At 37.7% G+C, this 15550-nt stretch carries 22 protein-coding genes; all 22 read left to right on the forward strand.

Annotated features, from left to right (window positions below):
* Positions 1–2: 2 nt before the first annotated feature.
* Complete coding sequence (locus tag FN001_RS07405; protein WP_142411384.1) at positions 3–1490, forward strand: DUF262 domain-containing protein; 1488 nt, start codon at positions 3–5, stop codon at positions 1488–1490.
* Positions 1487–2275, forward strand: a complete 789-nt coding sequence (locus FN001_RS07410) for a hypothetical protein (RefSeq protein WP_142411385.1) — start codon at positions 1487–1489, stop codon at positions 2273–2275. The genes FN001_RS07405 and FN001_RS07410 overlap by 4 nt, the downstream gene beginning before the upstream one ends.
* A 43-nt stretch (positions 2276–2318) precedes the next feature.
* On the forward strand, positions 2319–2726 hold the full coding sequence (locus FN001_RS07415; RefSeq protein WP_142411386.1) for a hypothetical protein: 408 nt from the start codon (positions 2319–2321) through the stop codon (positions 2724–2726).
* 131 nt (positions 2727–2857) lie between these two features.
* Positions 2858–3349: a hypothetical protein gene (locus tag FN001_RS07420; protein WP_142411387.1), complete on the forward strand. Its 492-nt coding sequence runs from the start codon at positions 2858–2860 to the stop codon at positions 3347–3349.
* Between the two features lie 13 nt (positions 3350–3362).
* Entirely contained in the window at positions 3363–3638 is a 276-nt protein-coding gene (locus tag FN001_RS07425; protein ID WP_142411388.1) for a hypothetical protein, read from the forward strand.
* A 26-nt stretch (positions 3639–3664) separates the two neighbouring features.
* A complete protein-coding gene (locus tag FN001_RS07430) occupies positions 3665–4036 on the forward strand; it encodes a hypothetical protein (protein ID WP_142411389.1) in 372 nt (123 codons plus the stop codon).
* Between the two features lie 18 nt (positions 4037–4054).
* Positions 4055–4948: a radical SAM family protein gene (locus FN001_RS07435; protein WP_142411390.1), complete on the forward strand. Its 894-nt coding sequence runs from the start codon at positions 4055–4057 to the stop codon at positions 4946–4948.
* Between the two features lie 195 nt (positions 4949–5143).
* Positions 5144–5299 carry a hypothetical protein gene (locus tag FN001_RS18040; protein ID WP_185911866.1) on the forward strand — a complete coding sequence of 52 codons (156 nt, stop codon included), beginning with the start codon at positions 5144–5146 and terminating at the stop codon, positions 5297–5299.
* Positions 5300–5324: 25 nt separating this feature from the next.
* On the forward strand, positions 5325–5969 hold the full coding sequence (locus FN001_RS07440; protein WP_142411391.1) for a hypothetical protein: 645 nt from the start codon (positions 5325–5327) through the stop codon (positions 5967–5969).
* Positions 5966–6505, forward strand: a complete 540-nt coding sequence (locus FN001_RS07445; protein ID WP_142411392.1) for a cysteine hydrolase family protein — start codon at positions 5966–5968, stop codon at positions 6503–6505. Before FN001_RS07440 ends, FN001_RS07445 begins: the two co-directional genes overlap by 4 nt.
* Before the next feature lie 2 nt (positions 6506–6507).
* Positions 6508–7320 (forward strand): phosphoribosyltransferase family protein, encoded by an 813-nt coding sequence (locus FN001_RS07450; RefSeq protein WP_142411393.1) that lies wholly within the window; start codon positions 6508–6510, stop codon positions 7318–7320.
* A gap of 1 nt (position 7321) precedes the next feature.
* On the forward strand, positions 7322–8785 hold the full coding sequence (locus tag FN001_RS07455) for a nicotinate phosphoribosyltransferase (protein ID WP_142411394.1): 1464 nt from the start codon (positions 7322–7324) through the stop codon (positions 8783–8785).
* Positions 8785–9192: a hypothetical protein gene (locus tag FN001_RS07460; protein WP_142411395.1), complete on the forward strand. Its 408-nt coding sequence runs from the start codon at positions 8785–8787 to the stop codon at positions 9190–9192. The genes FN001_RS07455 and FN001_RS07460 overlap by 1 nt, the downstream gene beginning before the upstream one ends.
* A complete protein-coding gene (nadE, locus tag FN001_RS07465; RefSeq protein ID WP_142411396.1) occupies positions 9185–9928 on the forward strand; it encodes an NAD(+) synthase in 744 nt (247 codons plus the stop codon). The genes FN001_RS07460 and nadE overlap by 8 nt, the downstream gene beginning before the upstream one ends.
* 28 nt (positions 9929–9956) lie before the next feature.
* A complete protein-coding gene (locus tag FN001_RS07470) occupies positions 9957–10223 on the forward strand; it encodes a hypothetical protein (protein ID WP_142411397.1) in 267 nt (88 codons plus the stop codon).
* 14 nt (positions 10224–10237) lie between these two features.
* The gene (locus FN001_RS07475) at positions 10238–10828 is read left to right on the forward strand and encodes a sigma-70 family RNA polymerase sigma factor (RefSeq protein WP_142411398.1); all 591 of its coding nucleotides are present in this window, start codon (positions 10238–10240) and stop codon (positions 10826–10828) included.
* Positions 10825–11256, forward strand: a complete 432-nt coding sequence (locus FN001_RS07480; protein WP_142411399.1) for a hypothetical protein — start codon at positions 10825–10827, stop codon at positions 11254–11256. The genes FN001_RS07475 and FN001_RS07480 overlap by 4 nt, the downstream gene beginning before the upstream one ends.
* 10 nt (positions 11257–11266) lie before the next feature.
* Positions 11267–12016: an ABC transporter permease gene (locus tag FN001_RS07485; RefSeq protein ID WP_142411400.1), complete on the forward strand. Its 750-nt coding sequence runs from the start codon at positions 11267–11269 to the stop codon at positions 12014–12016.
* Positions 12009–12620 (forward strand): ABC transporter ATP-binding protein, encoded by a 612-nt coding sequence (locus FN001_RS07490; RefSeq protein WP_142411401.1) that lies wholly within the window; start codon positions 12009–12011, stop codon positions 12618–12620. Before FN001_RS07485 ends, FN001_RS07490 begins: the two co-directional genes overlap by 8 nt.
* Positions 12621–12632: 12 nt before the next feature.
* Complete coding sequence (locus tag FN001_RS07495) at positions 12633–13163, forward strand: hypothetical protein (RefSeq protein ID WP_142411402.1); 531 nt, start codon at positions 12633–12635, stop codon at positions 13161–13163.
* On the forward strand, positions 13163–13900 hold the full coding sequence (locus tag FN001_RS07500; protein WP_142411403.1) for a hypothetical protein: 738 nt from the start codon (positions 13163–13165) through the stop codon (positions 13898–13900). The genes FN001_RS07495 and FN001_RS07500 overlap by 1 nt, the downstream gene beginning before the upstream one ends.
* A 10-nt stretch (positions 13901–13910) precedes the next feature.
* The gene (locus FN001_RS07505; protein ID WP_142411404.1) at positions 13911–15521 is read left to right on the forward strand and encodes a phosphate ABC transporter substrate-binding/OmpA family protein; all 1611 of its coding nucleotides are present in this window, start codon (positions 13911–13913) and stop codon (positions 15519–15521) included.
* Positions 15522–15550: the final 29 nt, after the last annotated feature.

Below are 15550 nucleotides of genomic sequence, written 5' to 3' on the forward strand. Positions count from 1 at the left end.
TCATGAAGAGAAAAGTTATTGAAGAGGCCGTATCTGTGGAGTCCTATCTGAGTGACATTGCTAACGAAACGATTAGCGACAATCAGGATGTACAGAGAAATTTCTGCTCTACAGAAGAGTTCGAGGATGGAATTGTTTTAACGGTGTTATCCGGTGAATATCTTCCTTCTTTAATTATCGGAGAAATTTCTGTGGGTGGAATTACTAAAAAATATCTTATTGACGGAATGCAGAGAACATCGGCATTAAGAAGATTTAAAAACGGCGCTCATAAGATTAGAAAAAAATGTGAGGACAGCGTTGTTGAGTATCAGAAAAAGAAAGTTGATAAAAATGGTGTTGTTGTCCGAGATGAAAATGGTGAACCGGTTTGGGAGATCGCGACATTTGACGTGAAGGGGAAAGGCTACAAAGATCTTCCAGAAGAACTGAAGCGAGAATTTGACAAATTCCAGGTAAAACTCGCAACGCTGACTGGATATAAAACTATGGCAGAAATTAGTAAGAAGATTAGACAGTTCAATATGAATACTGGAATGAACACTGCTCAGAAAAGTTTCACTTACCTTGATATGTATGCTCGTAAAGTTAAGACAATTGGATCTAAGGGATTTTTCAAAGAATCAACCGCGCTTAAGAGCAAACAGAACGACAAGGGGGCTTGCGAGAGTATGATTTTAAGATCCATTATGACAGTGTTTCACCTGGATTCCTACAAGAAGAACGCAAAAGATGTTGCAGTATTCTTGAATACCAACGCGAGTGATGCAGAATTTAATTTATTCCAGACGATTGCCGACAGTTTATGTAATGTAGTAGGTGACGCATATAAAGCATTATTCACACAGAAAAATGTTCCGATTTGGTTCGCTGCATATAATCATTTCCTTGAATCTGGAATTGAGGAAGTAAAATTTAGAAAATTCCTGGATGCTTTCCAGGAAAATTTACATATGAGTCCTGTTGAGTGTGATTACGAATCCAAGGATCTTGATGGTGAGATCACTTGGGACAAGTTGGATGGAATGCGTGGTACAACTGATAACGGTCTTGTTAAGGCAAAAATCGAAGTTCTGTGCCAGCTGATTGATGAGTTTTTTGACATTAAAAAGGTAGAAAAAACTGAAACTGAACCGGATACAGAAGAGAATAGTAATGTGCCTGAAGCCGAAACAGCAGATCCCGTTTTAAAGTTTGTACAGGAAAATGTAAGAGAAGCCATCAAGTCGGAAGATATTGAATTGTACAAAGATTTTCTTGACGACTACATCAAGGATGGATCTCCGATTTACAATGCGGGCGAAGAGGTAGTTATTGCATTAATGGCATATGCAACAGACATGGAAAAAGACAGCGAATTCAGTGAATGGATCGATAAAGAGAATTCCAAAAATAATACATATAGTAGTAATCATAAGACCAATTTTACATATTTAAAACGTGATTTCGATGCATTTTTAGAAAGAGAAAATGGAGGTAAAGCAGCATGAGTAAGTATAAAGTAGGTGACCGTGTGGTTGTAATTTCCAAGGAAAAGTCAAAAGATTTAATAGGACAGGGTATGTTTTACATAGAACCGTTTTGTGGGAAGACAGTCACTATAAAAGAAGTGGATGATGATGAAACTTATAGAATTGAAGGATCTGATAGTTGGTGGTCCGAAGAATTCTTTGAAGGACTGGAAAAGGACATATATACGAAGCCAGCACGTTTTGTTTTTGGACCAGCAACTTTTGATTCAATGCATTCCGACGCTTTCGCCTCTCTTGCAAAAGCATCTTTATACGGAAAAGATTACTTAAAAAAATTAGATGATGCAATTTCATTATTAAAAGATGAAAAGGAGAATACGACCATGGATAAGAAAGACATTTTGGCAGTAAGAAACTACAAAGACCGTGCGATGGTAATGCAGTTCGACAAGAAAGATAAGAATGGTAAAAACGTCCAGACCAGAGCTGAAGTTCATGACGGCGATACATTTGATCTGGATAATGGAATTCGGATTTGTCTTCTGAAGTATCTTCTTGGTGGTCATAAGGAATATATGGCAATCATGGATGCTGCGAGAAAATCTTATAAGAAAACCGTCAAGGAAGATCAGAAAAAAGCTGCAGAGAAGTACAAAAAAGTAATTGCACCTGATAAGGAAGCAAATAAGAAAAAGGAAGAGAAAGAAAGACGTGATAAGGAAATTGAGGAACTTATTGCGAAAGCAATCAAGAAGGCATTAGCTGAAACAGGGAAAAATGAGAACAAGTCTGTAGAAGAATAAGTATTCATTTGACAAAGCAAATAATAAGAAATGAGGTAACAAAATGGCAAGTAAAGGATTGAGCGGATATTACGAGGTGGCAGAAACAAAACAGGGATACGGAACATACTATTATGCTATTTTCGAAGATGGAAATACATATGAAAAAGGCGATAAAATCCTTGTTTCAGGAGTCAACAAAGAAGCGTTAGAGATCACGGATATTTTGACACCAGATGAGGCAAAGAGAAGAAGCAGCAAGGCGATCATAGCAGAGGTAATCGGCAAGGTTGTAGTGGATACTTCGGCGTATGAAGCGCGTGTTGAGAAGAGAAGAGTGGCTGAAAAGCTCAAAAAAGAGCTGGATCAGAAAATGAAGCAGCTTGTTGAGATTCAGAAATATGAGTATTTTGCGAAGATCGACCCTGAGTTTGCAAAGCTGGTAGACGAGTATAAAAAGGTAACTGAATAACAAAAAAATTGACTGACCAGGAAAACTTGACGGGTATTCTGGTCAGCCACAGGAATAAGAGTAAGAACGTGGGATTCTTACCAAATACATAATAACACAAAACGGGCAGAATGTCTATGGAGAAGAGAATTATGAAATATAAAGTTAGAGATAAGGTTAGAGTAAGAGAAGATTTGTCCACATGGGAAGAATATGATAATGGGTGCTGTTTCAATTCTTCGATGACTGTATTTTTAGGAAAAACTGTAACAATTTGCGAAGTTCGTGAGGATATCAATCGGTATAAAATCAAAGAAGATTATGGAACATGGAATTGGACTGATAGTATGTTTGAGCCATTAGAAAGCGAAAATCCAGCAGATGAAACTAATGATTCAGAAGAATGGTTTTTATGTAGAGACGATATAAATAAGCTAAATAACGCTGTAAAAGATGTTGTACATGCAGAAGTCGTAGGAGCTGCTGAGAGCGCCGACTGCCTATTGGAATTAAAATTCAAAGAAGCAGTAAGGAAAATCACGCCAGAGGAGCTTAAGGGAATCATTCTGAAAAAGATCGAGGATTCCGTCAAAAACATGAGTGATGATGTGATTCAGGATATTTTAGCAGAGGCACTGTGTTAAGGAGAATACATATATGGATCAGAAAGAGAAAATTAAATTTATGATCAGTTCGTTACAGGTGGCACTGGATGAGTTGGAATATGCCGAAAACTATAAGGAATTGTACGATAGGCTGATAGACGAGGAAAAGAAAACCGGTAAGTGGGACTGGTACGAACTTGGAAAACATCGGACGCCAAATGGAACACTAATTAGAGAGTCATTAAAAAATGTGGCTCGACTTGCTCCTCTGGTTGCCCATGAAGTAGTGTTTGCTGATGGTCGGATTCAGGTATATAGAGACAGATAAAATCGAAATTTCGAGAGGAGAAAGCCATGAAAAGACAGATTCGAAGAGGTGTTTTTGAAACAAATTCTTCCAGTGTCCATGCATTGGCAATGTGTACAGAGAGCGAGTTCGACCGATGGAAAAATGGAGAATTATTATTCTGGGAATATAAGAACAAATTCGGGACTAAAGAAGAACTTATTGAGGAATTAAAAAAGTATACTGGTTGGAATGGAAAACTTTGGTATCGCGATACCGACTGGGATGATGAGGATCAAGTTGCGGAAATCTTTAATAACGAAAATATTACAACATGCGATCAATTTTTTGATAATGAATGGTATGAAACGTATTCAGAAAGATATACAACACCAGGCGGTGAGACCATTGTAGCTTTCGGCTATTACGGTCACGATTAAGCAAAGGAGAATGTAGAAATGAAATTATTAGGGAGATATAAAAACGGCAATTTCCATGTCGCAATTTTTGACGATGGATCAAAAATTAGAGAAACAAACGACGATGAGTTTGTGCCGGATTTTGCAGAAAATATGGATATAAAAATCTGTAACGTATGCGACGTCCTTTGTCCCTTTTGTCATGAGGGAAGCACAAAAAATGGAAAACTCGGAGATATCTTAAATGAGAAGTTTATTGATACTCTTCACCCATATCAAGAGGTTGCAATCGGTGGAGGCGACGTAACAAGTCATCCTGATTTAATTCCATTTCTGCAGAAACTCAAAGAGAAAAAAGTTATCGCAAATATCACAGTTAATCAGATTCACTTTGAGAAAAAACAGGAACTTATCAAGAAACTTGTTGATGAAAAACTTATTTATGGTCTTGGCGTTTCCCTCGTAAATCCAACAGAACACTTCCTTGATCTTATCAAACAATACTGTAATGCGGTAATTCATGTAATCAACGGAATTTTATCCGAATCCGATGTGGAAAAATTACAGAATAACGATTTGAAAATGCTTATTCTTGGATATAAACATTTGAGAAGAGGCAACGAGTATTTCGAGGCTGATCAGACAGAAATCGAGAATAAGCAGTATTGGCTGTATGAGAATTTAGAAAGCCTTGTTGAAAAATTCAAGGTGGTAAGTTTTGATAATCTTGCCATCGAGCAGTTGCAGGTTAAACGTCTGTTGAGCCAAGAAGAGTGGGACGAGTTCTATATGGGCGATGACTCTGAGTTTACATATTATATTGATATGGTAGAGAGAAGATTCGCAAAGAGTTCGACTGTTCCGATGGACCAGCGATATGATTTATTGGACTCGGTTGACGACATGTTTGAAAAAATCAGAAAGAAAAGGTGATGATGCTATGCGTTGGTTAATCAATTATCTCAGATCGTGCTTTTGTAAACACGACTGGGAAATGATTTTTGACATCACCACTGCTAATAATAGTGGCGATGCTATAAATAAGATAAAGATTTATCGATGTAAAAAATGCGGTATGGAGAAAAAGTATACAGTGCTATAAAACCGATATTTCAAAGGAGATAAAAAATGGAATTTTTCGCAAAAATTGGTGAATTTATCTTAAATCCTGGCATTGAGGCAAACGAAGTAATTAAAACCCTTAAAAAACAAGGGTTTACGCCGCTTTTGTACGACGAGTACAGTGACGGGCGGCAGATCTATTATTTAATGAAAAAAGTATGAAATACTGGTTTCATAAGGAGAGAGAATGGACAAATATATAAGTGTGATCACAAACTTTGGATGCCATTATTCGTGTCCATATTGTATCGTGAAAAACAATGATTTACATATTCCGAAGAGTACAGTCGAAGGATTAGATTCGTTAATTTCGGAAGCTGAAAAGGGCGGTTGTAACTGGATCTCGTTATCCGGTGGTGGCGATCCATTGTGGGAGTATCAGAGCCACAAAGATTGGTACAGAAAATTTTTTGATATCGCAACAGATTATAAGATCGAGCTACATACAAGTATTCCGAACGTAAAAACATTCCCATATTTCTTCTTTAATCGAGTTGTATACCACTTGCACAGTTATGATCAGTTGAAAACTATTAAGCGAGACGGCAACGAAATTGTTCGTGTAGTATTTGTCGTTACAGAGAATTTTACAGAAGGTTTAATTGATAAAATCGCAACATTTTGCCAGGAATCTTCTGAGATTGATGAGCTGAGTTTCCGGCAGATGGTTGACGATCATTATCAAGACACTTATTACTGTCAGAAGTATCTGAGAGAAGGTCATCAGAAGCGTTGGTGGTACATCGAACAGTGTGACTATAATCTGTATTATTGCGAGAATAAAGTATATACGGAATATAAAAATATTGGAATCGATCAGGAGGAAAAATGAATAGAATTTTAATTGTTATTGACATGCAGAATGATTTTATTAGCGGTTCTCTCGGTTCAAAAGAAGCCCAAGCAATCGTTCCAAAAGTCGAAAAGAAGATCGAAGAATATCAGGATAGAAACGAGATGATTATCTTTACGAGAGATACACACAAAGAAAATTATCTTGAGACTTCAGAAGGGAGAAAATTGCCGGTAGAGCATTGTATTTACAATACCAACGGCTGGAAAATTGCTATCAAATTAATTCCAGGAGAATACGAAATTATCGACAAAATGTCTTTTGGTTATGATCAGTGGAAAAAAGTTTTTGATAAATATTTTACGGGATATCTTGGAAACCATACCACGATTGAGCTTGTAGGTCTCGATACGGACATCTGCGTGATTTCTAATGCACTTATTCTTAAAGCGTTATATCCGGAAGTTAATATTGTCGTTGATGCGAGCTGTTGTGCTGGTTCTACACCAGAGAAACACAAGGCGGCGCTGGAAGTCATGAAGAGTTGTCAGATCGACGTGATCGGAGAGGAGTAGGTATGATTAAAATTGATGGGAAAGAGATTGTAATTGAGAAGTTTCCTGATGGTACACCAAGAATTAATCTTAATCCATATGAGCATTTTGCTCCTGTTACGGTGGAATGGTTTTACGAAAGTAACGAAGAGCTAATGTATTTAGCTTTTATAAAAAAGCATCTGGAAAAATACTATAGGAATGAAGGAATTATTTTAAAACTTCCGTATATTCCGAATGCAAGAATGGATCGAACAAAAAACGATTTTGAAGTGTTTACCCTAAAACATTTTTGTGACTTTATCAATTGGCTAAACTTTTATTGTGTCGAAGTTTTAGACGCTCATAGTGATGTTTCTACCGCACTTCTGGATCGTTGCTTCAACGAATCTCCTAAAGAATATATTGAAAATGCAATGAGCAAAATTGGTAAGAATATTGTGCTGTATTTTCCAGATGCCGGTGCAGCCAAACGTTACAGTAACTTGTTCCAAGAAATCCCATATTGCTATGGAGAGAAAAATAGAGACTGGAAGACTGGAAAAATTCTTGGACTGACCGTTAGAACAAATGGAATTAATTTGGATGGCAAGAATGTTCTTATGGTTGATGATATTTGCAGCTTCGGCGGGTCAATGCACTATAGCGCGACCGAATTAAAGAAGTGTGGAGCTGGCAAGATATATGCTTACGCAACTCATACAGAGAACTCCGTACTCAATAAAGAAAAGGGAACTTTGATTAAAGATTTAGAGAATAATACAGTAGAAAGGTTATTTACTACGAATAGTCTATTTACAGGAAAACATGAAAAAATCACTGTTATGGAGGTTTAAGATGGACAATACATTAGCAATGCTGCTTTCTGATACTTATAAACAGTGTCATTACAGAATGTATCCGGCGGGACTTACCAAACTCGTATCTTACTGGGTTCCAAGAAGATCAATGCTGAAGAACCAGGACAAGATGGTTTTCTTCGGATTACAGGCATTCATTAAGGAATATCTGGTTGATTATTTCAATAAAAATTTCTTTGATTTGTCCGACGATGATGTTTGTAAACAGTACACAGAAGCTATGAATATTCAAATCGGAGAAGAGAATTATGATATAGCTCCGATCCTCAAACTTCATAAACTGGGGTATTTACCACTTGAAATCAGAGCGCTTCCGGAAGGAACGCTTGTACCGATGGGAATTCCGTGTATTGAGCTTACAAATACTCATCCGGATTTTGCATTTTTAGTACAGTGGATCGAGTGTATCCTGCAGGTTGAACTCTGGAAGCCTTGCTGTCATGCGACAATCGGTCATATGTATCGCGAGATTGCGGATTATTGGTATGAAAAGACAACGGATAGAGCACCGGGAAATATGGCTTGCGCAGACTTCGGTATGAGAGGAATGTCCTGCATGGATGAAGCACAGAGATGTTCAGCCGCATGGCTGTTATCCTTCAATAAAACCTCCACAATTCCAGCAATCAATTATATTGATAGATACTATGATGCCGATTGCGAGAAGAACAGAATTGGAATCGGTGCGGTGTCTACAGAGCATTCTTGTATGGGTGCAAATTTTGCTATTGATGGCGATGAGATCACATTTGTGAAGCGACTTCTGACAGAGCTTTATCCGATTTCCTCTTTCAGTATGGTATCTGACACATATGATTACTGGAATATGGTGGAGAATATTCTTCCACAGTGCCGAGAAGAGATTATGAATCATAACGGAAAACTTCTTGTGCGCCCTGATAGTGGTGACATTGTAGAGATTTCCATAAAGACAGTTGAAAAATTATGGGAGACCTTCGGTGGGTCAGTTAACGCCAAAGGTTACAAAGTGCTCGATCCGCACATTGGAATTATTTATGGTGATGGCTGCACACTTCAGAATGTCCAGACGATTTGGGCAGAATTAGAGAAACGCGGTTTTGCCGCCAATAATATCGCATTCGGCGTCGGAGCATTCTGTTTCACTGCAATCGTGGAAGATGGAAAGATGATTGTTGTTACCAGAGACACATTCGGTATTGCTATGAAGGCAACATACGGAGTGATTAACGGCAAGAAACTTATGATCTATAAAGATCCGAAGACCGATACAAGCCATCTCAAAAAATCTCATAAAGGATGCTGCAGAGTATACGAAGAGAGTGGTGAGCTTAAATGTCAGGACCAGCTGCTCGATATGACGGATGATACTTTACTTACAACCGTCTTCAAAGATGGAGAATTAATAAAAGAGGATACTTTTACGGATATCAGAAACAGAATGTACGGAGGACAGCAGTAATGGATTATTACTTACAGGCGGGAACATCTTATAACAGATTTGAAGAAGAATTCAAGAAATATGGAAAACTGATTTTCTGCGTGGATTTTGACGATTCCATCTATGATTTCCATAAAAAAGGAAGAACCTATGATGATGTGATCCAGCTACTTCATCGTTGGGAGCCGTATTCTGAAGTAATTATTTTCACTGGAAACGGAGAAGATAAATACGAGATGATTGAGCGTTATCTCGCAGAGAAAAATATCAAACATAAGGGAATCAACTGTAATGCTTCGGTTGGTTTTCCTGGTCGAAAAATTTATGCGAATGTCTATATTGATGACAGAGCAGGACTGGCGCAGGTTTATCATGAACTACTTACTTTAATTGAGAAGATTGAAAAAGGAGAGATTAAGCATGAGTAATTTTAATGCGAAGAAAGTCAAAGATGAGATTGTTCAATGGATCAGAGATTGGTTCGAGGAAAACGGAAAAGGCTGCAAGGCCATCGTGGGAATTTCTGGTGGTAAGGATTCCAGCGTTGTTGCAGCGCTGTGTGTCGAAGCATTAGGAAAAGATCGAGTTCTTGGTGTATTAATGCCACAGGGAAGGCAGAGTGATATTGAATATAGTCATATGCTTTGTAACTTCTTAGGAATCGAGAGAATTATTGTTCCCATTGGACAAATCGTAAATACAGCAACTTATGAGATTGAAACTTCTATGGACGAAAAAATGTCTCTTCAGGCGAAAATAAATCTTCCGCCGAGAATTCGTATGGCGGCGCTTTATGCGGTGTCTCAGACAGTGAATGGCCGTGTGGCCAATACCTGTAATCTTTCAGAGGATTGGGTCGGCTACGCAACCAGATATGGCGACAGCGCAGGTGATTTTAGTCCGCTATCTAATCTAACGGTGACAGAAGTAAAAGAAATTGGTTGTGAACTCGAACTTCCGGCAGAACTGGTATATAAAGTACCGACAGATGGACTTTGCGGGATGACTGATGAAGACAATCTCGGATTCACATATGATGTCCTTGATAGATATATTAGAATCGGAAAGATTGATAGTAAAGCAGTTAAAAGAAAAATCGACACTCTGCACGAAAAGAATCTTTTCAAAGTACAGCTCATGCCGTCATTTCCATACAACGATTAAATGCACGTTTCAAAAGGAGAAATATATAGTGGATAAACAAACATTTGATTACGTATCACTAAAACCAATTGCTGACCGTTTTAAGAAAGTGGCTGAGACAATTTCAGACTACGAAATCAGAGATATTATTAAAGCTCAGATTGCTGAAAAAGTAAAAGAGCAGTTGGCGGATAGTAGTTTCCCATTGGAACAGATCATCGAAGATTGGTTCGACGATGAAACCCATGTTGATTGGGTTAACAAAACTCTAAAAGACTCGATTAAGATCAAATTATTCGATAATAAATTTAGATAGGAGAATAACAATATATGGGAGGTTTCGCACCTAAAAAGGTTGAGAAATTAACCGATGATCAAAGAAAACTTGTCGAAGAAAATCATAATTTAATTTATAGAATTATTTATGATAGCAAGTTGGATATGGAGGAGTGGTATGACATCTTAGCAATTGTATTATGTAATGCAGCAATATTATACGATCCAGATAGAGACATAAAATTTTCAACCTATGCTTGTAAGGCAATGAAGAACGAGATTTATAAGCAAATTGAATTGTCAAAAGCGCAGCATAGGATTCCGGCAGATATAATCTGTTCTTATGATCGCACCGTATATGATGACAACGAGAAAAAAGAATATGTTGAGCGACTTACTGACGACAGATCTTTTGAAAACGATATCATCGATATTGAAAGATTTAAAAAGGGTTTGTTGAAATTAAAACCCAGAGACCAACAGGTTATTCTTATGTTAATCGATGGATATACATACGCCAAGATTGGTGAAAAGTTTGGAATATCACGAGAACGAGTACGACAGATTACTATAGCATATGCAAATGCTATTGGTTACAAGAGAACCAGACGACATGTATATCATAAAAGTGTAGGTGTAGCATGACAAAATACATATTATTTTTAGTGGCTTTCTGTACGGCTCTGTGGTTCTGGTTACTGCATCACCAACAGAAATTTCCACAATACGAGTGGTATAAGCCTTTCAGAAGCCGTCTGAGCGCTTTAGTGGACGAATATTGCAAGGTAATTAAAAATCTTAACTCAGTTAAAACTCTGATTTCAAAGACCGAAAATGACCTAAATTTAATCACAAACACGTCTTCACGTCGGGAAGTCTTCCAAAATAATCTCAAAAAGTTAAAAGAAAAGCAAGAAGAACTAGAGAATAAATATATGGATCTCAATATGAAAATCATTAAGACATATTTAGAGTACGCTAATGAGATTGAATCGGCGCAAAATACGCTAAATCCTAAGATGTTGGAATTAAGGGATTTATGGCGTGTTTATAAAGAGAATCGGATGCTATAAGAAAGGATATATGATGAAAAACATATTAAAACGATTGTGCTTGATAGGAGCGATTTTTCTTGTTTGGCTAATTGCCTCGCAACATTACAATTCACTATTTGTGCCAAACCCAGTGGACGTATTTAATAATTTCAAAATTTCTATAAAAAGCGGAGAACTATTTATTGCAATTAAATATTCGTTCCTACGCGTCACAGCGGCATCAATATTATCAGCGCTAATTTCTTTACCAATCGCTTTAATTGTTTTTAATGTCCCGTTGGCACACGATTTTCTGAATCCAGTAATCTCGGTTCTTAGATATATTCCAGTAACAGCATTTTATCCTCTTTTGATTATGTGGTTTGGAATCGACGAAACGATGAAAATTGTTTTCTTATTTATTGCAACATTTGTTTACATGATGCCATCTGTGATTCTGTGTTTGGACGAAATCAATCAGGACTTAATTGATACGGGTCTTACTATTGGAATGAACAAGATACAGACAGTATATAAAATTCAGCTGCCAGCGTCACTACCGAGTATTTTAAACAGTTTTGTGATGTGTTATGGAATCGGTTTTACATATCTTGCAGTTGCAGAAACAATCAATGCAAAATATGGTCTTGGCTGGGTCATTCAGCAAAATTCTTCAAGAGGAAGAACCGATATGGTATTTATGGCAATTATCACAATTATGATCATTAGTGTGATTTTCGATTGGGTAAGTAAGAGAATTATTAAGAAGATTTTCAAGTGGAGGTATATCAATGATTGAGCTGCATAATCTGACGACTGGTTATAGTAGAGACAAACCGTTATTAAAGAATTATTCTGTAAAATTCGATAGGAAAATTTATGGAATTTTAGGTGAATCTGGTTGTGGCAAAACGACTTTATTGCGCACAATTGCAGGTCTAATGAAGCCTCTAAATGGAGAAGTAATAATTGACGGGAAAACGGTAACAAAAGCATCTCAAAACAATATCTTTATGATGCATCAAAATTATACTTCTTTTGATTGGATGACCTGCCTATATAATGTCCTTTTACCAATAAAAATCAAAAGATCGGTTACAGAAGAGGATATAAAAAATGCCAAAGACTTTTTGAATTGTGTTGGATTAAAGGGCTATGAAGATAAATATCCAAAACAGTTATCTGGCGGTCAGCGTCAGAGACTAGCGCTTGCAAGAACGCTCTTTGCAAAACCAGAAATAATTTTAATGGACGAGCCGTTATCCGCTCTTGATCCTCAAACTCGAACTTCAATGCAAAATTTAGTTATGAAGCAGCATCGAGAAGAGAATAATACAGTGATCCTAGTTACACATAGTTCGGCAGAGGCTGAAAAAATGTGTGATGTAATTATAAATTTATAAAAGGAGTAGAACATGGGATTATTTCAAAAATTAGGTCTTGTAGAGGAAGTTGACCGACCAAGTGACGCAGATTATATGGTAGGTCTCCCAGATGAGCAGGTCGAAGATGTAAATCTGGAAGCAGTAAACGCAGATACGTTGATTGCAGATGTGTACGATCAGAACGACCTTAGCGACCAGTCAAAGTCTATTTTTAAAGTAGAGGAACTTATGAATTCTCTTCCTAAAGAGATGGTGACTGAAACAAAGAAAAATAGCGTTCTTTCTGCGCTGGGAGTATTCGGATTAAATGCCGAAATCGTTACCGAAGATGGCGAAAAGCGTGTTGAGATTTTAAAGGGTGCGCTTGAAAAGATATCTTCTGAAAAGAATGCATTGGTTGCAGACTATCAGGAAAGAATCGAATCTTGCAAAGAGACAATTGCCGAGTTAGAGAAGAACATTGCGGAGGAACAGGCTGTGCTTAAAGTTTCCACCGAGACAATCAATGCGGAGTCTGACAGAATCAGCAAATTAATTTCTTTTGTAGGAGGTGAGGTTTAATGGAACTTAGAAATATTCTGCCAATTCTTATTATTGTTGTAATTGGATTGGCGCTATGGATTTCTCCTGAGCTTCGGACTCTTTTAAAGGGAATTACAAGAGTTTTTGTTAAGGATATGGCAACAACACCAGAGGGCGCAGAGGCTATTTATGGAGAAAAAATTGACCAGGCGCAGGATGCGTACAACAAAGCAGATAATGCATATAAACTTGCAGCAGGAAAATACAGCAATGCTAAAAGAGATCTGGATAATTTAAAAGCAAAGCTGAAAAAAGTTGAGATGGACTGCGAAGCGCTAGTGAAAACTGGAAAAATTGATTCCGCACAGTTAAAGGCCGAAGAGAGAGAGGAAATTATTGCGGATATTAACAGGGCAGCCGAGCTTGTAAAAGCGTATGAAAAAGCTACAGCGACCGCAAAAGAAACACAGGAACGCTGCGAAAAAAATCTTCGAGCATTAAGACGAGAAAGCAAGGAAGTTGTAGAGAATATGAAAGTAAAGAAACAGCTTCAGGAAGTTTATGATGACATGGACGATCTGAAAAATGTCACTGCGACGGACAAACTTCTTACCTCTGTCCGCGAAAAAAATAAGGATCTCGACGCTATTGTTGAGGGTTCCAGAGTTGTGCATGAAAACAGAACGTCTACGAAGTTTGCAAGAGCAGAAGCGGAAGCGCGAAAAACCAGTAGCAACGACTATCTGGATTCTTTAAAGAAAAAATACAATAAATAAGGAGAAGAGTATGAGTACAAAGAGATTTAGACTGACCAAGGCGGCCAAGATCCTGATCGCAATTATTGTAATGGCGTTAATTTGCGGTGGTATGTATGTTGGAATGAAGACAGGATTTATTAAAAACTCCAATAAAAACACAACAGAAACCGTGGCTGGAACAAAAACTGAACAAGTATCTGAGACTGTGGTGGCAGACGATGACGGAAATGTGATTAACACAGACAAAGATGATGATAGAACTATCAACCTTTCCTTGGATGAGTGGATTGGTTGGAAGTCCATTATCGACGCTAACGGTGGTTTAAGCACAAAAGAAGGTTCGATTTACGATAAGCTTGGCATTAAAGTAAACATCAGCATTATTAATGATGCTACTCAGTCCAGTAACGCTTTAGTTAGCGGGAAATTAGACGCGGCAGGTTACACAATCAATAGAACGGCGTTCCTTTCTAAGAAGTTTGACGATGCAGGTGTAGATGTGATTATGCCGTATGTTACCAATTTCTCTAATGGCGGTGACGGCATTATCGCGAAATCCTCTATTAATTCCGTTACAGATCTTGTGAATGCAAAGATTGGCGTTCCGCAGTTCTCTGAAGCACACTCTTTAGTTGTGTGGTTTGTAAATCAGTCTGACTTATCTCAGGATCAGAAAGATATGATCATTAATAATCTTATTTTCTTTGAGACTCCAGACGAAGCTGCAAAAGCATTCTTTGCAGGACAGATCGATGTGGCTGCTACATGGGAGCCGTATCTTACTCAGGCTCAGAACATGTCCGATGCACATATTTTATTCAGCACTGCAAGCTCTTCCAGTTTAATTATGGATGGTATTTTATTTAATGCTGATTTTGCAGAGAAATATCCAGATACAGTGACGGCGTTTATCGATGGATCTCTCCAGGCTGCAGAATTATACGAGACGGATTTAACTACTATCAAGAGTGTTATGCCGATGTTCTCTACAGCTTCCGATGACGATATTTTAGGAAACTGTGCATCTGCGAAACTTTGTACTTATGCCGACAATATGAGTTTATTAGATGGAACAGCAAAGACCATTTTCTCTGATATGTGTGGTGTTTGGGAATCCATTGGAGAAACGGTGAACAGAGACCTTCTGAATACAATTTTTGATAATACATATATGTCTGCTCTCTCTGATAAATATGACGCTCAGGATCTTACAAAAACAGATGCTAATGTAGTTGTTACAGAAGAGAATAAACAGGAAGTGCTCGACACTACCGCATTATTACAGAAATCCGCGACCGTAAACTTTATCATCAACACTGCAAAGTTTACAGATTCTGCCGAAGCTACTCAAAAACTCGATGAGTTTATTAGTATTGCAAAGGTTCTTGACGGAACAATCATTGAAATTGCGGGAAATACAGACCCGAATCCATACTCTGATCCGCAGGATGTTGCAAATAAGATGCTTTCTCAGCAGAGGGCAGAAACTGTTAAGCAGTATTTTGTTCTGAATGGAATTTCTGCTGACAGAATTATTACAGTTGGAAATGGTTCTAGTAAGCCGATGGTTGACAATGACACCGAAGAGCATAAGGCTATGAATCGTCGTACAGACGTGTCCTTTAAGTGTATTGAGTAGGAGAGCCGCTATGATTGCATTAAATCTTG

The sequence above is a fragment of the Clostridium sp. Marseille-P7770 genome (assembly GCF_902143525.1).
Classification (GTDB): domain Bacteria; phylum Bacillota; class Clostridia; order Lachnospirales; family Lachnospiraceae; genus Pilosibacter.